The following is a 24,350-nucleotide window of genomic DNA, read 5'->3' on the forward strand; positions in this document are numbered from 1 at the left end:
GGAGGACAACGATGAGCACGCCGCCCCTCGCCTCAGGACCCGAAGGCCCCCACGCCCTGCGGCCGTTGCTCCACACCGTCCTCGACGCACTGCACGACGGCAGCCGGACCCGCGGCGGCCCCATTCCCCAGGGCGGACCGGCCGCCGTCGCCGCCCGCATCCGCACCGCGGTCGGCGACGTCCTGCCCGACCAAGGCGACCCCGACGCCCTACGACGCCTCGTCCACGCCCTCACCGAAGGCGCCGCCGACCCCGCCGACCCCCACTGCGCCGCCCACCTGCACTGCCCACCCCTCGCCGTCGCCACCGCCGCCGACCTCGCCGCCTCCGCCCTCAACCCGTCCCTCGACTCCTGGGACCAAGCCCCCGCGGCATCCGAACTGGAAAAACTGACCACCTCCGCCCTCGCCCGAGAGACAGGCGCCACCGACGCCCTGGTCACCACCGGCGGCACCGAATCCAACCAACTCGCCCTCCTCCTCGCCCGCGAGACACACGGCCCCGGCATCCGACTCGTCCACGGCGCCAACGCCCACCACTCACTGCCCCGCGCCGCCTGGCTCCTCGGCCTGCCCGAACCCGTCGTCGTCCCCGCCCCCGCCGGCACCCTCGACCCCGCCGCCCTCGACGAAGCCCTCACCACCGTCCCCGGGCCCCTCCTCGTCGCCGCCACCGCAGGCACCACCGACGCCGGACTCATCGACCCCCTCCCCGACATCGCCGCCCGCTGCGCCGCCCACGGCACCCGCCTCCACATCGACGCCGCCTACGGCGGAGGCCTCCTCTTCAGCGACCGCCACCGACCCAAACTCACCGGCCTCGAAGCCGCCGACACCATCACCCTCGACCTGCACAAACTCGGCTGGCAACCCATCCCCGCAGGCCTCCTCACCGTCAAGAACCCCCACGACCTCACCGCCCTCAACCAACACGCCGACTACCTCAACGCCGACGACGACACCGAAACCGGCCTCCCCGACCTCCTCGGCCGCTCCCTGCGCACCACCCGCCGACCCGACATCCTCAAGATCGCCGTCACCCTCAAAACCCTCGGCCGCACCGGCCTAGCCACCCTCGTCGACCAGGTCTGCGACCACGCCCACACACTCGCCGACCTCGTCCACGACCACCCCACCCTCGAACTCCACGACCGGCCCACCATCAGCACGGTCCTGTTCCGGCCCACCGGCGCCACCGACGACACCGTCGCCGGCATACGCAGACACCTGCTCCACCACGGCCGAGCCGTCCTCGGCCGCGCCCGCCTCGACGGCCGGCTCTGGCTCAAGGCCACCCTCCTCAACCCCCACACCCGGCCCGAAGACCTCACCGGGCTCCTGAAACTCGTGGAAGGAACCACCCCCCGATGACCCCGACGCCCCACCCCCCACAGCACCAACCCGACACACCCCGCGACCTCGTCGGCATCGGCATCGGCCCCAGCAACCTCTCCCTCGCCGCCCTCGCCCACCCCCTCCCCGACCTCGACACCGTCTTCTACGAACAGCGCCCCACCTTCACCTGGCACCCCGGCCTGCTCATCGACCACACCACCGTCCAAGTCCCCTTCCTCGCCGACCTGGTCACCCTCGCCGACCCCGCCAACCCCTGGACCTTCCTCAACTACCTCAAAGCCCGCGACCGGCTCTTCCCCTTCTACGTCGCCGAGCGCTTCCACATCCAACGCGCCGAGTACGACGCCTACTGCCGCTGGGTGTCCGAGAACCTCCCCGCACTGCACTTCGGCCACCAGGTCGACGCGGTCCGCTGGAACCCCGACCGCGACCTCTTCGAAGTCGACTACACCCAACTCGACACCCACGGAGAAGCCGAAGCCCTCGGCCGGACCTACACCAAAAACATCGTCCTCGGCATCGGCACCGAGCCATACATCCCCGAACCACTCAAACCCCTCGTCGAGACACCCGGCGTACCCGTCCTCCACGCCGCCGACTACCTCGCCCACCGCGACACCCTGCTCACCGCCGACCACGTCACCGTCATCGGCTCAGGACAGTCAGGCGCCGAAGTCTTCCTCGACCTGCTCCGCAACCGCCCCACCGGCCACGAAAAACTCCACTGGCTCGGCCGCACCGAAGCCTTCGCCCCCATGGAGTACTCCAAACTCGGCCTCGAACACTTCACCCCCGACTACACCCGCTACTTCCACGCCCTCCCCGAAATCGTCCGCGACCGCCTCGTCACCACCCAATGGCAACTCCACAAAGCCATCGACGCGGACACCATCGCCGCCATCCACGAAGAGCTCTACCGCCGCACCCTGCACGGCGGCTGGCCCGACGCCGTCCTCACCCCCGGCGTCCACGTCCGCACCGCCGGCCGCATCGCCACCACCCAGATCGAACTCCACCTGGAACACACCCAGCAAAACACCCGCTCCCGCCTCACCACCGACGCCGTCGTCCTCGCCACCGGCTACCGCGAACGCCCCCTCGACCGCATCCTCGCCGGCCTCGACCCCTACCTACGCCGCGACAACCGCGAACGCCCCCGCATCGACGAACAGTTCCGCCTCCTCCTCGACCCCTCCGTCACCGGCGCCGCCTACGTCCAGAACGCCGAACGCCACACCCACGGCATCGGCACCCCCGACCTCGGCCTCGCCGCCTGGCGCAGCGCCACCATCCTCAACACCCTGACCCCGCACCAGCCCTACCCCCTGCCCACCCGCACCGCCTTCACCACCTTCGGCCTCCACCAACACCACCCACACGTACCGCACGCACGCCAGGCCCCCCGAACCCTCACCCCACTCATCGACGGCCGGTAAAAAACAGAGAGGGACGACGGGAGAAACCTCCCAACGTCCCTCACACGCAACCCCGGACCCCTAGAACACCGGCGTACCGTCCCGCGTCAACTTCCAGTCCACCGACGCGAAGTCCTTCGGATCCAACACACCCTTCGCCGTCACCCACTCCGAGATCCGCGTCCGGATCTCCGTCGACTCCGACCACAACTCCTTCGCCGACGCCACATGCGGGAACGCACCACCACCATTGGCACGGTAATTGTTCACCGCCAACACGAACTGCTGCGCATCATCCAACGCGACACCACCGAACGACAGATTGCTGATCCGCGAACCAGGCGCCTGAGCGATATCGATCTCGTACGACACCCCCGACACATAGTCGTAGTTGTAGTCCGGACGACCGCCCGCGTTCGTCAGCTTCTCCACATCCACCGCCGCACCCGACGCCGTCTGCACGAAATACTGCGCCGAATACTCCAGATACGCCCTGACCTGCGCACCCGTCAGCAACTTCGCGACCAGCGTGTTGTCATACACATACAGACTCGACAGATCCCGGATCGTCACCTCACCCGCCGGAATCTCCGACGTCCGCGAGAACGGCGACGCCTGCGCGATCACCGGCAACGACGCGTACTCCGTACCCGCCAACGCCGCCCTGACCACGTCCTCCTGCACCTTCGTGATCAAGTCGATGATCGGCGCGTCCTTGTACCGCGCCTCCACCGTCGTCAACGTCTCCGTCGCCGTACCGACCACCTGATTCACATACGCCACCACGACATCGTGATCGTCCTTCAGCAGCCTCGTGATCTTCGGATCGTCCGCGACCGAATTCGAGTTCCGCACCGACGCCTTCACCGACTCCACCGACCAGCGGCCCCTGTCGAAGACCAACTCGACATCGAACACGGACAACCGCTCCGCATACGCCAACGGCTCCGACAGCACCACCGTCCTGCCCGTCGTCGTGTTGGTGACCTTCAGCTCCGGAATCTCCACATGCGCATGCCCGACGAGGATCGCGTCGATCCCCGGCACCTGCTGCGCCACCAGCGCCGCCGAATTCTCCACATACGGCACCTGGTCACCGTACGACGACGTACCCGACGACCCCGAATGCGCCGACACCACCACCACATCCGCACCCATCGACCGCAGCCTCGGCACCCACTTCGCCGCCTGCTCCTCAAGACCCGGGAACGTCAACTTCCCCTGCACATACGCCTTGTCCCAGATCGCGATCCCCGGATTCGTCAACCCCAGCACCGCCACCTTCACCGGCGGCGCACCCTTCACATGGAACTTCTTGATGAAGTACGGCGGAAACGCCGGCTTCAACGTCTTCGCGTCCAACGCGTTCGCCCCCAGCAGCGGAAAATCACACTGCTCCTCGAACTTGCGCAACGTCTCGATGCCGTAATTGAACTCATGATTGCCCAGCGCCACCGCGTCATACCCGATCGCGTTCATCGCCGCCGCCATCGGATGCACCGGACCACCCTTGGCGGTGATCGGATCCACCTTCGCGTAGTAGTACGTCAACGGCGTGCCCTGAATCGTGTCGCCCGCGTCCAGCAACAACGTGTTCCGACGGCCCTTCTCCGCACGGACCTGATTCACCAGCGTCGAGATCCGCGACAGCCCCTGCGCGTTGCCCGCCGCGTCCGCGTACTCCGCGTCCTTGAAGTAGTCCCAGTTGAAGACATGACCATGCAGGTCCGTCGTCCCCATCACCGTCAGCGCATACCGCTTCACGGGCCGATGCCCCTTCCCCGCCACCGCGGCCTTCGCGTCCGCGGCCTGAGCCACCGGAGCCGCCGCCCCCGTCAACGCCACCCCCGCCCCGGTCACAGCGGACTTCTTCAGGAACTTACGGCGATTCAACGGCATGTCTCGATCTCCTCGGGAATGGCCCATCGCGCCATGGTCAACGACGCGCGTAGATTCTGACCCGTCCACGCCACAACGCAACAGCCCCCACAGGTTGCGATCCGATGACCAGCCACAGCCCCCGACCACAAAGCGAGTGACAGAGTGGGACACATGACCACCCCGACACCCGACGACCCCCAACCCGCCGTCCCCTACGGCACCCCCGACGCCCCCCGCATCGCCGTCCGCGGCGAAGCCCACCTCGAAGTCGACCCCGAAATCGCCCGCATCGGCATCACCGTCGCCTCCCGCGGCAAAGACCGCCGCACCGCCCTAGACGACCTCACCCACCGCAACACCACCGCCCTCAACCTCCTCAAGAGCTACGGCGAAGCAGTCGAACGCATCGAAACCGGCACCTTCTCCATCACCCCCCAACTCAAAGAAGGCCGCGGCGAACGCATCCACGCCCACCACGGCCGCGTCCACATCACCGCCGAACTCACCGACTTCACCGCACTCGGCGAACTCACCACCCGCCTCGCCGACCTCGACCTCACCCGCGTCGACGGCCCCTGGTGGGCCCTGCGCCCCAACTCACCCGCCCACCGCACAGCCCGGCAACAAGCAGTACGAGAAGCCGTACAACGCGCCAGGGAATACGCCGAAGCACTCGGTACCACCCTCGCCGCCCTCGTCGAACTCGCCGACATCGGCGCCGAGAACACCCCACCCGCCTACCCCGCCGCACCCGGCGGAGCCATGCGCTCCAGGGCCCTCTACGGCGGCGCCCCGGACACCGCCGCCGCCCCCCTCGACCTCGAACCCCAACGCCAACACGTCCACGCCCAAGTCAACGCCCGATTCACCATGGCGCCGCCACAGCTGTGAACCACACGGTTCCGAGGGCGGAACCACAGCCGTGACCGCACAAGAATTCGGGCACCGAATGCTCATCGGAGCAGCCCTGCGCACAATTCAACACTTGTCAATACCTCGTCACCCAAAGGTTGTCGAGAAGCCATGCACAGCCAATTCCCTACCCACCGGTAAGCCCTAGGGTCACCTCATGCGCCGAGCGAAAATCGTCTGCACCCTGGGCCCCGCCACCGACTCATACGACCAGATCAAAGCCCTGGTCGAAGCCGGAATGGACGTCGCCCGCTTCAACCTCAGCCACGGCACCCACGCCGAACACGAGGAGCGCTACCACCACGTACGCAAGGCCGCCGACGAGACCGGCCGCAGCGTCGGCATCCTCGCCGACCTTCAAGGCCCGAAGATCCGCCTCGGCCACTTCACCGAAGGACCCGTACTCCTCGAACGCGGCGACACCTTCACCATCACCGTCGAAGAGAACACCCCAGGCAACGGCCACACCTGCGGCACCACCTACCCAGGCCTCGCCACCGACGTCACCCCCGGCGAACACATCCTCGTCGACGACGGAAAAGTCTGCCTCCAAGTCACCGCCATCGACGGCCCCCGCATCCACACCACGGTCATCGAAGGAGGCATGGTCTCCGACCACAAAGGCCTCAACCTCCCCGGCGTCGCCGTCTCCGTCCCCGCCCTCTCCGACAAAGACGAAGCCGACCTCCGCTGGGCCCTGCGCACCGGCTTCGACATCGTCGCCCTCTCCTTCGTCCGCAGCGGCGACGACATCCACGACGTCCACCGCATCATGGACGAACAAGGCCGCCGCCTCCCCGTCATCGCCAAAGTGGAAAAACCACAAGCAGTCGAAGCCATCGACGACATCGTCGCCGCCTTCGACGGCATCATGGTCGCCCGCGGAGACCTCGGCGTCGAAATGCCCCTCGAACAAGTCCCACTCGTGCAAAAACGCGCCATCAAACTCGCCAAACGCAACGCCAAACCGGTCATCGTCGCCACCCAAATGCTCGACTCCATGATCGAGAACTCCCGCCCCACCCGCGCGGAAGCCTCAGACGTCGCCAACGCGGTCGTCGACGGCACCGACGCCGTCATGCTCTCCGGCGAGACCAGCGTCGGCAAATACCCCATCGAAACCGTCACCACCATGGCGAAAATCGTCGAAGCCGCCGAAGAAGTCATCCTCGCCAAAGGCCTCCCCGCCCTCACCGACAGCAACAAACCCCGCACCCAAGGCGGCGCCGTCGCCCGAGCCGCAGCCGAAATGGGCGACTTCCTCGGCGCGAAATTCCTCGTCGCCTTCACCCAGTCCGGCGACACCGTCCGCCGACTCTCCCGCTACCGCTCCCCGATCCCCCTCCTCGCCTTCACCCCCGAACCAGCGACCCGCTCCCAGCTCAGCCTGACCTGGGGCGTCGAGACCTTCCTCGGCCCCCACGCCGACTCCACGGACGCCATGGTCGACCAGGTGGACGAGCTGCTCCTGCAGTACGGCCGCTGCGAGAAGGGCGACGTCGTGGTCATCACGGCCGGCTCCCCGCCCGGGGTATCGGGGTCGACGAACCTGGTGCGGGTGCACCACATCGGCGTGGACGACAAGTAGGTCGGCGGTCAGTGCTTGGGGCCCACGTGGGTGTCCATGAGGGCGACTGAGGCTTTGCGGGCGATGGAGATGTTGAACGGGTCGCTGCCGCGAGCGAGAGTGGTCCACTCGACACCGACCCTGTCGAGGGTGTCGCTGAAGAGCTTCCGGATGTCGTCCGACTTGTTGGCGAAGAAATAGCGGGGGTATTCGTACCGCTTGCGCTCACCTGCCACGAGGCGAGTCGTCCAGTTGGTGATGCGGCACCCGTCGGAGTGGATGAGGCCGCGGACGAACTCCCACGGGTTGGCGTCGACGATCGCTTGCTGCCAAGGCTCGAGAGCGATGGTGCGCTCGTGTTTCTTGCCCGGCCCGTGTTGAGGGAACAGGCAGTGCAGGTGCTTCGAGTAGACCTTCACGTTGCTGCAGCCGGTCCTGCGGACGCGGCACACCGAGTTGTCAGGGAAGACCGCGCGCATGGCCTGCTCACAGTCGTCCATGAGGCCGGGCCATGATTCGGTGCAGGTGATCATGAGATTGGGCACTCGATGCTCGGAGTAGTGACTGATGTGCCCATCGCCGAGGTAAAGGCCCAGCAGGTAGCTGTACGCGGGTTCATCGAGGTCCCGTCCGTCACATCGCGGGCACTTCGGACCGTGCCTGCCAGGGCACTCGCCGCGTTTCGCTCGGTCCAGATGCTTCCAGTAGCTGACCGTGCCGAGCGGCACGTTCAAGCGCCGTGCGACCTCGGCGTTTTTCGTGCCGCTGCGCAGGAGTGCGACGGCCTTCTGTCGTACCTCAGTGCCGTGAAAGTTCATATGGCCACTCTGCGTCACCGACTGTGGCCGAATGCAGCAAAAAGCGGATGTTCACGAGAACGTGAACATCCGCTTTCAATCGTGCCGGGTGCGGGACTCGAACCCGCAAGCCCTCTCGGGCAGATGTGTTTGAGACATCCGTGTATGCCATTCCACCAACCCGGCAGGACTGGCCCTCCGGAAGCATACCGGGTCACCGCAGCCCCCCGCCTCTAGGTAGGCTGCATGAGCAGCAGTACCTGCCCGGCCCGTAACGAGGAGCCCCCGTGACCGCCCCCGAGTCGCCCCAGCCCGTAGACGCGCCCGACGACGACAAGTCGCACGTGCCTCCGCTGACGACCCGTGTCGTCATCGCCGAGGACGAGGCCCTGATCCGGCTCGACCTCAAGGAGATGCTGGAGGAAGAGGGCTACAACGTCGTCGGCGAGGCCGGTGACGGTGAGCGGGCCGTCGAGCTGGCCCGCGAGCACAAGCCGGACCTGGTCATCCTCGATGTGAAGATGCCGAAGCTGGATGGGATCTCCGCGGCGGAGAAGATCGCCGAGGAGCGGATCGCCCCGGTGCTGATGCTCACCGCGTTCTCGCAGCGTGACCTCGTGGAGCGGGCGAGGGACGCCGGTGCGATGGCGTATCTGGTGAAGCCGTTCAGTAAGAGTGACGTGATTCCGGCGATCGAGATGGCTGTCTCGCGGTTCACGGAGCTGCGGGAGCTGGAGAACGAGATCGCGGACCTCACTCTGCGGTTGGAGACGCGGAAGCTGGTGGATCGGGCGAAGTCGATTCTGCAGACGGCTTACGGGCTGACGGAGCCGGCGGCGTTCCGGTGGATTCAGAAGACGTCGATGGATCGTCGGATGTCGATGCAGCAGGTGGCGGAGGCGGTCATCGCGGATGCCGATGAGAAGAAGGCCGGCAAGGGCTGATCTCGCCCCTGAACGCCGTCGAGGCCCGCGCCCCCTGTTCCGGGGTGCGGGCCTCGTCGTATGTGCGGGGTGCCGGTGTGCTCAGTCCTCGCCGAGGTACGCCTTGCGTACGGATTCGTCGTGGAGGAGGTCCTGTCCGCTGCCGGAGAGGACGATCTTGCCGACTTCCATGACGTGGCCGTGGTCGGCGAGGGAGAGGGCGGCTTGGGCGTTCTGCTCGATGAGCAGGATGGTGGTGCCCTGGCTCTTGAGTTCCTGGATGGTCGCCATGATCTTCTGCATCATGATCGGGGAGAGGCCCATGGAGGGTTCGTCGAGCATGAGCAGTTTGGGTCGGGACATGAGGGCGCGTCCCATGGCGAGCATTTGTTGTTCGCCGCCGGAGAGGGTGCCTGCGGCCTGCTTGCTGCGTTCCCCGAGGATGGGGAAGAGGTCGTAGGCGCGCTGGATGTCCTTTTCGATGCCTTCTTTGTCGTTGCGGAGGAAGGCGCCGAGGCGGAGGTTGTCCTCGATGGTCATGCGGGGGAAGATGTGCCGGCCTTCGGGGGAGTGCGCGAGTCCGAGGGCGACGATTTTGTGTGCGGGGGTTTTGTTGAGTGATTTGCCGTCGAACTTGATCTGTCCGGCGAGGGGTTGGAGGAGGCCGGAGAGGGTGCGCAGGGTGGTCGTTTTTCCGGCGCCGTTGGTGCCGATGAGGGTGACGACTTCGCCGGCGTTCACCTTGAATGAGATGCCTTTTACGGCTTCGATCTTGCCGTAGGCGACCCTGAGGTCTTCGACCTCGAGCAGTGCGGTCACTTGGCGTCTCCTTCCCTGGTGTTCTCGGCGGCTTCGACTTCGGCGGCTTCCTCGGTGCCGGGTGCGCCTTCGAAGGGTGTGCCGAGGTAGGCGGCGATGACGCGTTCGTCGGCTTGGACGATGTCGGCGGTGCCTTCGACGAGTTTTTCGCCTTGGACGAGGACGGTGACCCGGTCGGAGAGGTTCATGATGAACCGGATGTCGTGCTCGATGACGAGGACGGCGGTGCCCTGGTCCCGGATGGCGAAGACGAGTTCCTCGGTGGCCCGGGTTTCCTGGGGGTTCATGCCGGCGGTGGGTTCGTCGAGGAGGAGGAGGCCGGGTTCGCTGGCGAGTGCTCGGGCGATTTCGAGCTTGCGTTGTTCGCCGTAGGGCAGGTTACGGGCGAGGTGGTCGGCTTTGGCGGCGAGGCCGGTGAACTCGAGGAGTTCCATGGCTCGTTCGCGTGATTCCTGTTCGGCTTTTTTGAAGCCGGGGAGGCGCAGGAGTGCTGACCAGAGGCCTTCTTTGGTGCGGGTGTGGCGTCCGACGAGGACGTTTTCCAGGACGGTCATGTTGGCGAAGAGCCGGATGTTCTGGAAGGTGCGGGCGATGCCGGCCTGGGTGACGAGGTGGGGCTTGGGCGGCAGGACGGTGCCCTTGTATTTCACGGTTCCGCTGGTGGGCACGTAGAGCCCGGTGAGGCAGTTGAAGAAGGTGGTTTTGCCTGCGCCGTTGGGGCCGATGAGGCCGACGATTTCGCCGGTGTTGACGGTGAGGTCGACGGAGCGTACGGCGGTGAGGCCGCCGAATTTCATGGTGACGTCGCTGGCGTCGAGGACGGTGGTGGGGGCGGTGGTTGTGGTGGTCATCGCGGTCACGTTCCTGCCTTGGCGACGCCGGTGGCACCTTCGGGCAGTGGGGTGTCCTTGGGTACGTCGAGTTGTCCGGTTTCGTGGAATTCGAGCTGTTTCCTGCGGTCTGCGACGAGGCCTTCGGGCCGGAAGCGCATGAGCAGCATCAGGGCGATGCCGAAGAGGAGCAGCTGGTAGTCCGCCATGAACTGGAGTTTGGCCGGGATGAGGTAGAGGAGTGCGGCGCCGATGATGGGGCCGCTGATGGTGCCCATGCCGCCGAGGATGACGGCGGCGAGGAGGAAGGCGGAGTTGGGTGGTACGGGTCCGGCGAACTGGTATTGCTCGGGGGTGACGCTGTAGGACACGTGCGACTGGACGGTGCCGGCGAGGCCGGCGAGGCTGGCGCCGAGTGCGAAGGCGAGGAGTTTGAGGCGGAAGCCGTTGATGCCCATGGCGGTGGCGGCGGTTTCGTCTTCGCGGATGGCGACCCAGGCGCGGCCGATGCGGGATTCCGCGGAGCGGCGGAAGACCATGACGACGATGCCGGTGAACAGCAGCATCAGGAGGTAGTAGTTGCCGGATCGGGTGAGTTCGTGGCCGAGGACGTCGTGGGGCAGGCCGAGGTTGAAGCCGAAGATCTCCAGGTCGGGGATGTTCGGGATGCCGTTGGAGCCGTTGGTGACGTCGGGTCCGCTGTTCCCGTTGAGGTTGTTCATGGTGATGCGGAAGATCTCACCGAATCCGAGGGTGACGATGGCGAGGTAGTCGCCGCGCAGCCGCAGGGTGGGGGCGCCGATGACGACGCCGAAGATCAGTGAGGCGAGTGCTCCGGTGAGGACTGCTGCCCAGAACGGGAAGTGGACGCCGATGGTCGACTGGGGTGAGCCGGAGACCAGGGCGGCGGCGTAGGCGCCGACGCCGAGGAAGGCGACGTATCCGAGGTCGAGGAGGCCGGCGAGTCCGACGACGACGTTGAGGCCGAGGGCGACGGTGGCGAAGATGAGGATGTTCGCGCCGATGAGGGCGAACTGGTCGTTGCCCTGGGTGAAGGGGAAGCAGATCGCGGCGACGAAGGCCGCGGTGAGGGTGACGTTGCGGTGTTTGGCCGTCAGTGTGGAGAGGCGTTTGAGGAGGCCCGCGCGGGTGAGGGCGATGAATCCGAACGCGGCGGTGATGAGGAAGCCGATGAAGAGTTCGGAGTATTCGGTGCCGATGCCGTAGGCGAAGACGTACAGTCCGGCGCCGAAGCCGGCCGCGATGATGAGGATCTCGGCCCATGCGGGGAGTTCCTTGGCGCGGCTGGGTTCGGGGGCGGCGAGGGTGTGCCGGATGCGGCCCCACAGGTTGGGTGTGGGGTCGTTGTCGTCGTAGGGCTGGTCGGCGGGGAGGGCGAAGGCGCCGATGGTGGCTATGAGGGCGCCGATGCCGGAGACCCAGGCGCCGGGTTCGAGGTTGACGAGTCCGCCGAGTTCGTCGCTGATGGCGCCCATGGCGTAGCCGGTGGTGCCGAGGACGCCGAGGGTGAGGAGGCGGACGGGGCTGTTGGTGCCGCCAGGGGTGAGCCAGCGCAGTCCTTGGATGCCTTGGCCGGAGAGGGTGAAGAGGAGGGTGAGGATGGCTCCGACGAGGGTGAGGACCTGGAGGCCGCCGGGGTAGCCGGTGATGGTGAGCTTGCCGGGGAATTCCTCGGTCCAGGTCCAGGCGAGGAAGGTGCCGGCGAGGGCGGTGGCGGAGCCGGCGAGGGTGATGGCGCGTGCCGCGGTGGGTGGCAGCGGTATCAGGGGGGTCGCGTGGGGCGCCGTGGCGGTGGTGTTTGTGGTGGTGGTGTCGGTGGTCATGGGTATCACGCCCGATCCGCGACGCGTTCGCCGAGCAGGCCTTGTGGTCTGATCAGGAGGACGAGGATGAGCAGGGCGAAGGCCCAGACGTCTTTCCAGGCTCCGCCGCCGAAGAGGTCCATGCCGGGGACGTCGCCTATGTAGCCGGTGGCGAGGGATTCGGCGACGCCGAGGACGAGGCCGCCGAGCATGGCGCCGTAGATGTTGCCGATGCCGCCGAGTACGGCGGCGGTGAAGGCTTTGAGGCCCATGAGGAAGCCCATGCGGAAGCCGACTTGGCCGTTTTTGAGGCCGTAGGCGACGGCGGCGATGGCGGCGAACGCGGCGCCGATGGCGAAGGCCATGACGATGATGCGGTCGGTGTTGATGCCCATGAGTTTGGCGGTGTCGGGGTCCTGGGCGGTGGCCTGCATGCCGCGGCCGGAGCGGGTCTTCGTGACGAAGAGGCCGAGGGCGATCATGCAGAGGGGTGCGGCGATGAGGACGAAGAGGTCGCCGCGTTGGATGTTGGCGCCGAAGACGTCGAAGGGGCCGCCGTCGAACTGGGGGAAGGGGCGGTCCTTCTTGGCGTCGGGGTACCACATCCAGACGATTTGCTGCAGGACGATGGACAGGCCGATGGCGGTGATGAGGGGTGCCAGTCGTGGTGCGGTGCGCAGGGGCCGGTAGGCGAAGCGTTCCGCGGCGGTGGCGACGGCGACGGAGATGACGATGCCGCCGAGGATCATGAGGGGTACTGCGGCGCCGAGGGCGAAGCCGTCGGGGAGCCAGAGATAGACGGTGAGGGCCCCGAAGCCCCCGACCATGAAGATCTCGCCGTGGGCGAAGTTGATGAGCTGGACGATGCCGTAGACCATCGTGTAGCCGATCGCGATGAGTCCGTACATCGCGCCGAGGATGAGTCCATTGGCCAGCTGTTGCGGCAGTTCGTTCACCGCAGGGCCTCCGTGGAGTGGTTCGGATATGGCGCCGCGCGGGAGCGCTGGTGGGCGCTCCCGCGCGGCCTGGATCAATGTGTGCTGTGGGAGGGCTTGGTTACGCGGCCTTGCTCATCCGATCTTGGGGGCGGCGCTGTATTCGGGCGTCCACGCGTTGTTCTTGACCTTGTAGGCGGTCATGAGGTGGTTGGTGGTGTCGCCGAACTCGTCGAAGGAGATGGCTCCGGTGACGCCGTCGAACTTGACCTTGGCCATGGCGTCGAGGACTGCCTTGCGGCCGTCGCTGGGGACCTTGCCGTCGTTGGCTTCGACTGCGATCTTGACGGCTTCGATGATCGACCAGGTGGCGTCGTAGGTGAGGCCTCCGTAGGCCTCGTAGGCGTCCTTGTAGCCCGCGTTCTTGTAGTTCGCGATGAACTCCTTGGCGGACGGCAGCTGTTCGACGGGCTTGCCGACGGAGGTGGCGAGGTCGCCGTCGGCCTTCTTGTTGAGCTTGGGGAATTCGGCGGAGTAGATGCCGTCGCCGCCCATGAGCGGGATGTTCTGGCCGCTGTCCTTGAGCTGCTGGCTCAGGGGGGCGGCGGCGGGGTATTCGCCGCCGTAGTAGAGGGCCTGGGCGCCGGTCTTCTTGATCTTGGCGACGACGGCGTTGAAGTCGCGGTCGTCGGGGTTGATGTGGTCGCTGCCGACGATCTTGCCACCGAGCTTGGTGTAGTTCGTCTTGAAGGAGGCGGCGAGGCCGGCGCCGTAGGTCTTCTGGTCGTCGATCAGGTAGGTCTTCTTGATGCCGGCCTTGGTGTACAGGTACTCGGCGGCGAAGGCGCCCTGGATCTCGTCGGTGGTGGCGGTGCGGAAGAAGGTCTTGAACTGGCGGACCGACTTGCCGGTCTTCCAGCCGTCGCCCTGGGTGAGTTCCGTGCCGGTGTTGGCGGGGGAGACCTGGGTCAGTCCGGCGTCGCTGAGGGGCTTCTGCATCTGCTGGGAGACGCTGGAGTTCAGCGGGCCGACGACGCCGAGGACGTCCTTGTCGCTGATGAACTTCTGGGCGTTCTGCTGGCCGACGGAGGGCTGGGCCTGGTCGTCCGTGGCTTCCAGCTTGAATTCGACGCCCTTGACGAACCCTTGCTTGTTGGCGGTCTTGATGGCGAGGTCGGCGGAGTTCTTGATGCCGAGGCCGAGCGCGGACAGGTCGCCGGTGGTGGGGGCGTCGACACCGATCACAACTGTGGTCTTGTCGCCGCTGCCGCTCTTGCCGTCGTCGTCACGCGACCCACAGGCGGTGAGTGTCAGCGATCCCGCCGCGAGTGCGGCGGTGATAGCGATGATCGAACGTTGACGCACGAATCAGGTCCTTTCCCTGGCACGGCGGCTCCCCGTGGAACGCACCGAGTCGAGCGCTGGGTCGAAATGACTTCGAATCCGCTGGCGCGGTGACTGGGCGTGACTCTAAGCGGGTGGGGGGAACGCGGAGGAGTGTCTGGCCAAGGCTGTGACGCTCTTGTTATGACACGGCGTAATACAGAGCGGTACGCAGTTGGGTGGTTGCGTGGACTTCCGGCCGATTTGCCCGGTCCACATGGTGAGAACGCGCAGGGTGGCGCGGTGGTGGTTTTGGGGGTGTCCTGCGGTTTCGGTGAGGGCGGGGTGACGGCAGGGGATTGTTGCTGGAGGCAACTTGGGTGACGACTGAGGTGGCGGTGGGTGCAGGGGGCACGTGAATGAGTCCGGAGCCTTCATTGCGCGCGTATTACGCAGAGTTACGCCCTGGGAAGCGGATCCGGCGTTTGCCGGTGCATCCGCGTATTGCCTGACATGTGTGGGATCGCCGACGACGGTCACTGACCGCAGATCGGCGGTCAGTGACCGCCGCTCACCGGGCGTCGTTCACCGCCACGGGCCTTTGCCGGAGCCGCCGTTGAGGTACCACTGGCCGTTGGACGGGTCCAGGGTCAGTCGCTCGCGCGCTCCCGGGTCCGGTCGGCGTGCGGGGCGTCGCGGAGCAGGCAGGTCAGGCGGGCGGTGCACACCCGTCGTCCGTCCTCGTCACTGATGACGATCTCGTACGTCGCCGTGGTCCGTCCCTGGTGCACGGGCGTGGCCACTCCGGTGACCAGCCCTGAGCGGGCACCCCGGTGGTGGGTGCAGTTGAGGTCGACGCCGACGGCGATCTTGGAGCTGCCTCCGTGGAGCATGGACCCCACGGATCCGAGTGTCTCGGCGAGCACCGCGGAGGCGCCGCCGTGCAGCAGTCCGTAGGGCTGCGTGTTGCCCTCCACCGGCATGGTCCCCACGACGCGTTCCGCCGACGCCTCCACGATCTGTACGCCCATGCGCGTGCCGAGGTGTCCGGCGGAGAACAGGGCCTGCAGGTCGACGCCGAGGGCGGCGTACTCGTCGATGACGTCCTGCGGGAACTTCACGTGCTGGGGCTCGCCCATGGGGTCCGGCTCCGTTCGTTGTGATCGGTACGCGTCCGCGCGCGGGCGGCCGTACGGCTCCTCGCTGAGCAAACGCTCAGTCGGTCGCCGATTGTTCCAGACGTACGACGACGGACTTGCTGGCCGGGGTGTTGCTGGTGTCGGCCGTGGAGTCCAGCGGCACGAGCACGTTGGTCTCGGGGTAGTACGCCGCCGCACAGCCCCGCGCGGTGGGGTAGTGCACGACCCGGAAGCCCGGCGCCCGCCGCTCCACGCCGTCCTTCCACTCGCTCACCAGGTCGACGTACGAGCCGTCGGTGAGGTGCAGGGCCCGCGCGTCGTCGGGGTTCACCAGGACCACCCGGCGGCCGTTCTTGATGCCCCGGTAGCGGTCGTCGAGGCCGTAGATCGTGGTGTTGTACTGGTCGTGCGAGCGCAGGGTCTGCAGCAGCAGGCGGCCCTCGGGCAGGGTCGGGTGCTCGACCGGCGCGGCGGTGAAGTTGGCCTTCCCGGTGGCGGTCGGGAAGCGGCGCTCGTCGCGGGGGGCGTGGGGGAGCGCGAAGCCCCCGGGGTGTGCCACGCGCGCGTTGAAGTCCTCGAAGCCGGGGATCACGCGGGCCACGCGGTCGCGGATGGTGGCGTAGTCCTTCTCGAACTCCTCCCACGGCACCTTGCTGCTGTCGCCGAGGACCCGGCGGGCGAGGCGGCACACTATCGCCGGCTCGGACAGCAGATGCGGGCTCGCGGGCTGGAGGCGTCCTCGGGAGGCGTGCACCATGCCCATGGAGTCCTCGACGGTCACGAACTGCTCGCCGCTGTCCTGGAGATCGCGTTCGGTGCGGCCGAGCGTCGGCAGTATCAGGGCTCGCGCGCCGGTGACGGCGTGCGAGCGGTTGAGCTTGGTCGACACGTGCACGGTCAGCCGGGCCCGTCGCATGGCCGCCTCGGTGACGTCGGTGTCGGGGGAGGCGGCGACGAAGTTGCCGCCCATCGCGAAGAAGACCTTCGCCTCGCCGTCGCGCAGGGCGCGGATGGCCTGGACGACGTCGTAGCCGTGCTCGCGGGGCGGCGCGAAGCCGAATTCCTTCTCCAGGGCGTCCAGGAAGGCGGGGGCGGGGCGTTCGAAGATGCCCATCGTGCGGTCGCCCTGCACGTTGGAGTGGCCGCGCACCGGGCACACGCCCGCGCCCGGACGGCCGATGTTGCCGCGCAGGAGAAGGAGGTTGACGACCTCGCGGATGGTCGGCACGGAGTGCTTGTGCTGGGTGAGGCCCATCGCCCAGCACACGATGGTGCGCTCGGAGGCGAGGACCATGCTCAGGGCTTGTTCGATCTCGCTCTGGGACAGGCCGGTCGCGGTGAGTGTCTCGTCCCAGTCGGCGGCGCGGGCGGTCGCCGCGAACTCCTCGTATCCGTGGGTGTGTTCGCGTACGAACTCCTCGTCGACCGCGCCGTCGTGCTCGAGGATCAGTTTGTTGAGGAGGCGGAAGAGGGCCTGGTCGCCGCCGATCCGGATCTGTAGGAACAGGTCGGTGAGAGCGGTGCCGGCGGTGAGGCCCTTGGGGGTCTGCGGGTTCTTGAAGCGTTCCAGGCCGGCCTCGGGCAGCGGGTTGACGCTGATGATTTTCGCGCCGTTGGCCTTGGCCTTCTCCAGGGCGGAGAGCATGCGTGGATGGTTCGTCCCCGGGTTCTGTCCGGCGACGATGATCAGGTCGGCCTTGTGGAGATCCTCCAGCAGGACGCTGCCCTTGCCGATGCCGATCGTCTCCGACAGGGCCGAGCCGGACGACTCGTGGCACATGTTGGAGCAGTCCGGCAGGTTGTTGGTGCCGAGCTCGCGGGCGAAGAGCTGGTAGAGGAACGCGGCCTCGTTGCTGGTGCGGCCGGAGGTGTAGAAGAGGGCCTCGTCGGGTGAGCCGAGGGCGGTGATCTCCTCGGCGACGATGTCGAAGGCCCGCTCCCAGGTCACCGGCTCGTAGTGCGCTGCGCCCTCGGGGAGGTACATGGGGTGGGTGAGCCGCCCCTGCTGTCCCAGCCAGTAGCCGCTCCTGGTGGCCAGGTCGGCGACGGAGTGCTCGGCGAAGAACTCCGGCGTGACCCGGCGCAGGGTGGCCTCCTCGGCGACCGCCTTCGCGCCGTTCTCGCAGAACTCGGCCGCGTGCCGGTGCTCCGGCTCCGGCCAGGCGCAGCCGGGGCAGTCGAAGCCGTCTTTCTGGTTCATGCGCAGGAGGGTCAGCGCGGTGCGCCTGACGCCCATCTGCTGCTGGGCCATGCGCAGACTGTGGCCGATGGCCGGGATCCCCGCGGCCGCGTGCTTGGGCTCGGTGATCTGCGGCGCGTCCTGGACCGGATCTGCCTTGGGCGGCTTCGTTGCCATCGCGCGCTCTCCTTCTTCCCTGGCCGCGTGTACACCTGTGCGGTGTCCGTCGGTTCCGGGTGGTGCCCCGGTCGCCCGCACTTCGCCGAATCCTCGCACGTGCCTGTGACAGCGATCGAGGCCGGGCGGTGGCCGGTGGCGTGCGTGATGAACGGGGCGGACGGCGCCGTCCGGGGAGCGGCCGTCGGGGGCGGGCGGGCCGCACTGTCAGTGGCTCGTGGCAGGATCGGGGTCGTGGCAGAAACAGCATCGAAGAAGACCGAAAAGACCGCCGAGGGTGAGCGCCCCCGCCTGATGCTCATGGACGGGCACTCGCTGGCCTACCGTGCGTTCTTCGCGCTGCCCGCGGAGAACTTCACGACCGCGACGGGCCAGCCGACGAACGCGATCTACGGCTTCGCGTCGATGCTGGCCAACACGCTGCGCGACGAGGCGCCCACACACTTCGCGGTGGCGTTCGACGTCTCCCGCAAGACCTGGCGTTCCGAGGAGTTCACGGAGTACAAGGCGAACCGCTCCAAGACCCCGGACGAGTTCAGGGGCCAGGTCGAGCTGATCGGTGAACTGCTCGACGCGATGAACGCGCAGCGTTTCGCCGTCGACGGTTTCGAGGCGGACGACATCATCGCCACCCTCGCCACCCAGGCGGAGGCCGAGGGCTTCGAGGTGCTGATCGTCACCGGTGACCGTGACTCCTTCCAGCTGGTCAGCGAGCACACGACCGTGCTGTACCCGACGAAGGGCGTCTCCGAGCTGACCCGGTTCACTCCGGAGAAGGTCTTCGAGAAGTACGGGTTGACGCCCGCGCAGTACCCCGATTTCGCGGCTCTGCGGGGCGACCCGTCGGACAACCTGCCGGGCATCCCGGGTGTCGGGGAGAAGACGGCCGCGAAGTGGATCAACCAGTTCGGTTCGTTCGCGGAGCTGGTCGAGCGGGTGGAGGAGGTCAAGGGCAAGGCGGGGCAGAACCTCCGCGAGCACCTGGAGGCCGTGAAGCTGAACCGGCGGCTGACCGAGATGGTCCGCACCGTCGAGCTGCCCAGGACGGTCCCCGACCTGGAGCGCGCTCCGTACGACCGCAAGGCGGTCGCGTTGGTCCTGGACACCCTGGAGATCCGCAATCCGTCGCTGCGTGAGCGGCTGCTCGCCGTCGACCCCGGCTCCGAGGAGGCCGAGTCGACACCGGTCGTGGACAGCGGTGTGGAGCTCGACGGCACGGTGCTCGGCACCGGCGAGCTGGCCGGGTGGCTCACCGAGCACGCCACCGACGTCCTCGGTGTGGCCACCGTCGACACCTGGGCGCTCGGCACCGGCTCGGTGGCCGAGGTGGCGCTCGCCGCGTCCGGGGGAGCGGCGGCGTGGTTCGACCCGTCGCAGCTGGACGAGGCCGACGAGACGGCGTTCGCCGCCTGGCTCGCCGACGCCGGCCGGCCGAAGGTCTTCCACAACGTCAAGGGCGCGATGCGGGTCTGCGCCGAGCACGGCTGGACGATCGCGGGCGTCAGCATGGACACGGCGCTCGCCGCCTACCTGGTCAAGCCGGGCCGTCGCTCCTTCGACCTGGACGCGCTGTCCCTGGAGTACCTGCACCGTGAGCTGGCCCCCGCGGCCACGGCCGACGGCCAGCTCGCCTTCGGCGCGGACGACGGCGCCGAGGCCGAGGCTCTGATGATCCAGGCCCGTGCCGTCCTCGACCTGGGTGAGGCCTTCGAGGCGCGCCTCCAGGAGGTCGGCGCCGCGGGCCTGCTGCGTGACGTGGAGCTGCCCACCTCGGCGCTGCTGGCAAGGCTGGAGCGGCACGGCATCGCCGCCGACCGGACCCATCTGGAGGCCATGGAGCAGATGTTCGCGGGCGCCGTGCAGCAGGCCGTGAAGGAGGCGCACGCGGCGGCCGGCCACGAGTTCAACCTCGGCTCGCCCAAGCAGCTCCAGGAGGTCCTCTTCGGCGAGCTCGGACTGCCGAAGACGAAGAAGACCAAGACGGGCTACACCACCGACGCGGACGCGCTGGCCTGGCTGGCCGCCCAGACCGACAACGAGCTGCCGGTGATAATGCTCCGGCACCGTGAGCAGGCGAAGCTGCGCGTCACCGTCGAGGGCCTGATCAAGACGATCGCCGCGGACGGCCGTATCCACACCACCTTCAACCAGACGGTCGCCGCGACCGGCCGCTTGTCGTCCACGGACCCGAACCTCCAGAACATCCCGGTCCGCACGGACGAGGGCCGGGCGATCCGCCGTGGCTTCGTCGTCGGTGAGGGCTTCGAGTCGTTGATGACAGCCGACTACAGCCAGATCGAACTGCGGGTGATGGCGCACCTCTCCGAGGACGCGGGCCTGATCGAGGCGTTCACCTCCGGCGAGGACCTGCACACCACGGCCGCCGCGCAGGTGTTCGCGGTCGAGCCGACCGCGGTTGACGCGGAGATGCGGCGCAAGATCAAGGCGATGTCGTACGGACTGGCGTACGGGCTGTCGGCGTTCGGTCTCTCCCAGCAGCTGAACATCGAGGCGGCGGAGGCGCGTGCCCTGATGGACGCGTACTTCGAGCGGTTCGGCGGGGTACGGGACTATCTGCGCCGGGCCGTCGACGAGGCGCGGGCGACGGGCTACACGGCGACACTCTTCGGGCGTCGCCGCTACCTCCCCGACCTCAACAGCGACAACCGCCAGCGCCGGGAGGCGGCCGAGCGGATGGCCCTCAACGCCCCCATCCAGGGCACGGCGGCGGACATCGTCAAGATCGCCATGCTGAACGTGGACCGGGCCCTGCGTGAGGCGGACCTCAAGTCCCGGATGCTGCTCCAGGTCCACGACGAAATCGTCCTGGAGATCGCCCCCGGCGAAAGCGCGGCCACGGAGGAACTGGTCCGCCGGGAAATGGCGGACGCCGTCGACCTGACGGTCCCCCTGGGTGTGTCGGTGGGCGTGGGCGCCGACTGGGAATCGGCGGCCCACTAGATCAGGGCGAAGCCCGGAACCGAGCAGGGGGGACGGTGACCGGCCCTGGCGCGCAGGGGCGCAGGCGCGCTGGGGTTCCGCCCGGGCACGATCGTGGCGGGGCCCCGGGGCAAGGGTGTGCCGGGCTCCCAGGTGGGGCGTGCGTGGGGTGCGTTGGCGCGTTGTCCGCCCTCACGTGGGCGTCGCCGTCAGCGAGCGGCGCGGTTCCGTTCCCCGGCAGCCGTTCCCGGATCGTGGGCGACCCGGACCGGACGCCACACCCTGACCCCCACGGCGTACAGCAGCACGCCCAGCATGAGCCCCGCGCCCGCTCCGAAGCACAGCGTCGGAATCAGTTCCCAGGGCTTCGCGGTGGACCCCCAGTAGTCCCACCACCGCGTCGCCCGCTGCGCCGCGGCGACCACCGCACAGCCACCGATCACGGCACCGGCCGACCAGCGGTCCCGTACCGACAGAGCCGCGACCCCCGTCACCGGGGCCGTGCCGGGCGCCCGCCGCAGCGCGTGCACCACGAACACGGCGATGACGACGGCGGCGACCGCCGAGCCGGCGTACTGCAGATACCAGTACCAGGGGAAGCCCGCCGCCTCCCGCCCCAGGACGGGGAACAGCCGCGTTCCCCACCGGCCGAGATGCGTGAACGCGTCCCACACCACATGGGTCAGCGCGCCGAGGGCGGCGGACACGTACCACCGCAGCACCACGGACGCCGCCACCCGTGCGCGTGGCGTCCCGCAGCGCAGGAGCTCCGCCACCCGGCCCTGCCGTGCCCGCGGCAACAGCGCCACCAGTGGTTCACGCACCAGCAGCCACAGCCCGACCAACGCCCAGGCGAGCAGCACGTCGATGGTGAAAACGCCCGGAAACGAATGGGTCACCTCGCCGAACTCCATCGCCCCGGACACCGCACTGGCCGCGTAGAAGGTCACGTCGGGCGCGAAGGAACCCGCCACCAGTACGGCCGGTACCAGTGGCCCACGGCCGCTTCCGTCACCGCGTACCGCGGGCAGGACCGCCGCGGCGTGGCTCAAAGTGAACGGCAACGGGGTTCCTCACAGCAGTCGTTGGCGGGGCCGAAGGGGCCCGGTGATCGGCGAAGCCCAGTATGCGGGACATGGCGCGCGGGTATCGGGGGTCGGCACCCCACGTGGCCAACTGGTGAAAACCGGGCACGAACGGGTGCCCATGCAAAGGAAGTTGTCGTAGGGTCGCCTGGGCTGCCGTGCAGGGTGGCGGCGGCCGTACGCGCGAACAATGCAAGCAAAAGGATAACGAGGGCAACCCGCACCGCGGGTCGTTCGTCACAACAGGTCGAGGACGATCGTTGAGAGGTACTTCTGACAACGGCTTCTCATGACGGCTTTTGGGAACGACTGACGGCAACGACGTAGCGAGTCCGGCAGACGAAGACGGACGCTCGGGCGTCCACGGGAGGGGTTCACTTTATGGCGGCGCAATTCGGCAGGAGGCTGTACAAGGGTGCGGCAACCACCGCCGTGGCCGCGGTCGCGGTCGCGGCTCTGTCCGCCTCTCAGGCCCCCGGGGTGACGGTCGGCGACCAGGGAAGACCGGCCGCCACCGGCGCCGAGACCGCCCCCGACGCGATCGCCGACAGCGGCGCGACCGGTAACTCCCCGTACTACACGGACCTGCCGCCGCTCAACAGCCCGAACCCCTCGCCGAGCGCCGACCCGCCCGCCGCCCAGGGCGGCACCACCGCAGGCGTTCCCGCGACCGTCCTCGACGCCTACAAGAAGGCCGCCGCCGAGTTGCGGGGGTCCAAGCCCGGCTGCAACCTGCCCTGGGAGCTTCTCGCGGCCATCGGCCAGGTCGAGTCGGGCCAGGCCCGCGGCGGCAAGGTCAGCGCGGACGGCACCACGCTCTCCCCGATCCTCGGCCCGCAGCTCGACGGCAACGGCTTCGCGCTGATCAAGGACACCGACAACGGCGCCTACGACGGCAACAGCTCGTACGACCAGGCCATCGGCCCCATGCAGTTCATCCCGTCCACCTGGGCGTGGGCGGGCCGCGACGGCAACGACGACGGCACGAAGGACCCCAACAACGTCTACGACGCGGCGCTCGCGGCCGGCCACTACCTGTGCCGCTTCGACTGGGACCTGTCGACCGACGCCGACCGTGACAGCGCGATCCTCAGCTACAACAACTCGCAGGACTACCTGAACACGGTCCTGACGTGGCTGGAGTACTACCGCAAGGGCACCCACGAGATCCCGGACGGCACCGGCACCCTGCCCGGCAACCGCAGCGACGGCAACACCGGGTCGAACCCCGGCTGGACCCCGCCGTCCTCGGGTGGGCCGGCCAACCCCGGCGGCCGGCCGGGCCACGGCACCCAGAGCCCCACCCCGCCCGCGACGACGCCACCGGCGACGACCCCGCCCGCGACCACGCCGCCGAGCACGCCCCCCTCCACCCCGCCGAGCACGCCGCCGAGCACGCCGCCCAGCACCCCCCAGACCCCCACCGAATCGGTCGATCGCCTGGAGGACGCGGGCACCGCCAAGCTCACCGCGACCGCCGGTGACACGTTCACCCAGAAGATCCGCACCCGTGCCGAGACCAAGCTGGGCGTAGCCGTCGCCAAGGTCCGCGTCCGCTTCACCATCGTCGGCGACACCGACACCACCTTCACCGGCGGCGAGAGCGTCGCCACGGTCGTCACCAACACCACCGGCGTGGCCGTGGCGCCCGCGCTGAAGGCGGGCGAGAAGACGGGTGACTTCACCGTCCGTGGCACCGTCGTCGGCCGCTCGATCAGCGCACCCGACTACAAGGCCACCGTCACCGAGCGCACCGCCGACGCCCTCACCCGCACCAGCGACACCGCGCTGACCTGCGCCCCGGGCGGCGAGTTCGCCGACCAGGTCGAGGTGAAGGCCACCGACCAGGGCGAGATCGCCGACCAGGTCGCGGTCACCGCGACCCTGGTCAAGTCGGCACTCGACCCGACCGAGAACGACAAGGGCCCCTACTTCAAGGACGCGGACGGCAAGACCGTACGCACCCTCACGGGCCTGAAGACGGACGCGAAGGGCCTGCTGAAACTGCCGAAGCTGTACGCCGACGACACCGCCGGTTCGTACATGCTCCGCATCACCACCGCGGGCGGCGCCTCCCTCAACGTCCCCCTGACCGTCGCGGCGGCCGAGACGTCGTCGCCGAGCCCGTCCCCGTCCGGTAGCAGTTCGGACAGTGGTTCGACCAGCGGTTCGGCCGACGGTTCGGCCAGTCCGAGCGCATAGCACCCACGACCGACACGGCGGCGCCCCTCTTCGGAGGGGCGCCGCCGT

General features: G+C 68.1%; 17 protein-coding genes and 1 tRNA gene. 7 read left to right on the forward strand and 11 right to left on the reverse strand.

Annotation, left to right across the window (positions count from 1 at the left end; all coding sequences use genetic code 11):
* Positions 1–11: 11 nt before the first annotated feature.
* Together ACFYRY_RS13065 and ACFYRY_RS13070 are read left to right on the forward strand one after the other, a co-directional pair.
* Positions 12–1,370: a pyridoxal phosphate-dependent decarboxylase family protein gene (locus tag ACFYRY_RS13065; protein ID WP_389143404.1), complete on the forward strand. Its 1,359-nt coding sequence runs from the start codon at positions 12–14 to the stop codon at positions 1,368–1,370.
* Positions 1,367–2,791 carry a lysine N(6)-hydroxylase/L-ornithine N(5)-oxygenase family protein gene (locus tag ACFYRY_RS13070; RefSeq protein WP_389143406.1) on the forward strand — a complete coding sequence of 475 codons (1,425 nt, stop codon included), beginning with the start codon at positions 1,367–1,369 and terminating at the stop codon, positions 2,789–2,791. The genes ACFYRY_RS13065 and ACFYRY_RS13070 overlap by 4 nt, the downstream gene beginning before the upstream one ends.
* 60 nt (positions 2,792–2,851) lie before the next feature.
* Here the strand turns inward: ACFYRY_RS13070 and ACFYRY_RS13075 are convergent, their stop codons facing one another.
* Positions 2,852–4,669, reverse strand: coding sequence for a bifunctional metallophosphatase/5'-nucleotidase (locus tag ACFYRY_RS13075; protein ID WP_389143408.1), 1,818 nt, complete (start codon positions 4,667–4,669; stop codon positions 2,852–2,854).
* A gap of 153 nt (positions 4,670–4,822) precedes the next feature.
* Here ACFYRY_RS13075 and ACFYRY_RS13080 point away from each other — a divergent pair, with 153 nt between their 5' ends.
* Both ACFYRY_RS13080 and pyk read left to right on the forward strand, forming a co-directional pair.
* Positions 4,823–5,542: an SIMPL domain-containing protein gene (locus ACFYRY_RS13080; protein WP_389143410.1), complete on the forward strand. Its 720-nt coding sequence runs from the start codon at positions 4,823–4,825 to the stop codon at positions 5,540–5,542.
* Positions 5,543–5,720: 178 nt separating this feature from the next.
* On the forward strand, positions 5,721–7,151 hold the full coding sequence (pyk, locus tag ACFYRY_RS13085) for a pyruvate kinase (RefSeq protein WP_389143413.1): 1,431 nt from the start codon (positions 5,721–5,723) through the stop codon (positions 7,149–7,151).
* An 8-nt stretch (positions 7,152–7,159) separates the two neighbouring features.
* Here the strand turns inward: pyk and ACFYRY_RS13090 are convergent, their stop codons facing one another.
* Together ACFYRY_RS13090 and ACFYRY_RS13095 are read right to left on the reverse strand one after the other, a co-directional pair.
* A complete protein-coding gene (locus tag ACFYRY_RS13090) occupies positions 7,160–7,948 on the reverse strand; it encodes a helix-turn-helix domain-containing protein (RefSeq protein ID WP_389143415.1) in 789 nt (262 codons plus the stop codon).
* 82 nt (positions 7,949–8,030) lie between these two features.
* A tRNA-Leu gene (locus ACFYRY_RS13095) sits at positions 8,031–8,113 on the reverse strand.
* A 101-nt stretch (positions 8,114–8,214) separates the two neighbouring features.
* On the opposite strand from ACFYRY_RS13095, the gene ACFYRY_RS13100 reads away from it, so the two are divergent.
* Positions 8,215–8,871, forward strand: a complete 657-nt coding sequence (locus ACFYRY_RS13100) for an ANTAR domain-containing response regulator (RefSeq protein WP_389143418.1) — start codon at positions 8,215–8,217, stop codon at positions 8,869–8,871.
* 81 nt (positions 8,872–8,952) lie between these two features.
* Here the strand turns inward: ACFYRY_RS13100 and ACFYRY_RS13105 are convergent, their stop codons facing one another.
* From ACFYRY_RS13105 to ACFYRY_RS13135, 7 genes are all read right to left on the reverse strand, one after another.
* Complete coding sequence (locus ACFYRY_RS13105; RefSeq protein ID WP_389143421.1) at positions 8,953–9,669, reverse strand: ABC transporter ATP-binding protein; 717 nt, start codon at positions 9,667–9,669, stop codon at positions 8,953–8,955.
* Entirely contained in the window at positions 9,666–10,520 is an 855-nt protein-coding gene (locus ACFYRY_RS13110; protein WP_389143424.1) for an ABC transporter ATP-binding protein, read from the reverse strand. Before ACFYRY_RS13110 ends, ACFYRY_RS13105 begins: the two co-directional genes overlap by 4 nt.
* 5 nt (positions 10,521–10,525) lie before the next feature.
* Positions 10,526–12,343, reverse strand: coding sequence for a branched-chain amino acid ABC transporter permease (locus ACFYRY_RS13115; RefSeq protein WP_389143427.1), 1,818 nt, complete (start codon positions 12,341–12,343; stop codon positions 10,526–10,528).
* 5 nt (positions 12,344–12,348) lie between these two features.
* Positions 12,349–13,278, reverse strand: a complete 930-nt coding sequence (locus tag ACFYRY_RS13120) for a branched-chain amino acid ABC transporter permease (protein ID WP_389143430.1) — start codon at positions 13,276–13,278, stop codon at positions 12,349–12,351.
* Positions 13,279–13,392: 114 nt separating this feature from the next.
* Positions 13,393–14,622 (reverse strand): branched-chain amino acid ABC transporter substrate-binding protein, encoded by a 1,230-nt coding sequence (locus ACFYRY_RS13125; RefSeq protein WP_389143433.1) that lies wholly within the window; start codon positions 14,620–14,622, stop codon positions 13,393–13,395.
* A gap of 608 nt (positions 14,623–15,230) precedes the next feature.
* Positions 15,231–15,719, reverse strand: coding sequence for a PaaI family thioesterase (locus ACFYRY_RS13130; protein ID WP_389143436.1), 489 nt, complete (start codon positions 15,717–15,719; stop codon positions 15,231–15,233).
* Between the two features lie 76 nt (positions 15,720–15,795).
* On the reverse strand, positions 15,796–18,075 hold the full coding sequence (locus tag ACFYRY_RS13135) for an FdhF/YdeP family oxidoreductase (protein WP_389143439.1): 2,280 nt from the start codon (positions 18,073–18,075) through the stop codon (positions 15,796–15,798).
* A 234-nt stretch (positions 18,076–18,309) separates the two neighbouring features.
* Between ACFYRY_RS13135 and polA the strand changes: the two genes are divergently transcribed.
* Complete coding sequence (polA, locus tag ACFYRY_RS13140; RefSeq protein ID WP_389143441.1) at positions 18,310–21,036, forward strand: DNA polymerase I; 2,727 nt, start codon at positions 18,310–18,312, stop codon at positions 21,034–21,036.
* 188 nt (positions 21,037–21,224) lie between these two features.
* On the opposite strand, the gene ACFYRY_RS13145 is transcribed toward polA, so the two are convergent.
* Positions 21,225–22,079: a DUF4184 family protein gene (locus ACFYRY_RS13145; RefSeq protein ID WP_389143444.1), complete on the reverse strand. Its 855-nt coding sequence runs from the start codon at positions 22,077–22,079 to the stop codon at positions 21,225–21,227.
* A gap of 402 nt (positions 22,080–22,481) precedes the next feature.
* Between ACFYRY_RS13145 and ACFYRY_RS13150 the strand changes: the two genes are divergently transcribed.
* Positions 22,482–24,302 (forward strand): lytic murein transglycosylase, encoded by a 1,821-nt coding sequence (locus tag ACFYRY_RS13150; RefSeq protein ID WP_389143446.1) that lies wholly within the window; start codon positions 22,482–22,484, stop codon positions 24,300–24,302.
* Positions 24,303–24,350 lie beyond the last annotated feature (48 nt).

The sequence above is a fragment of the Streptomyces sp. NPDC005263 genome, assembly GCF_042872365.1.
Taxonomy (GTDB): domain Bacteria; phylum Actinomycetota; class Actinomycetes; order Streptomycetales; family Streptomycetaceae; genus Streptomyces.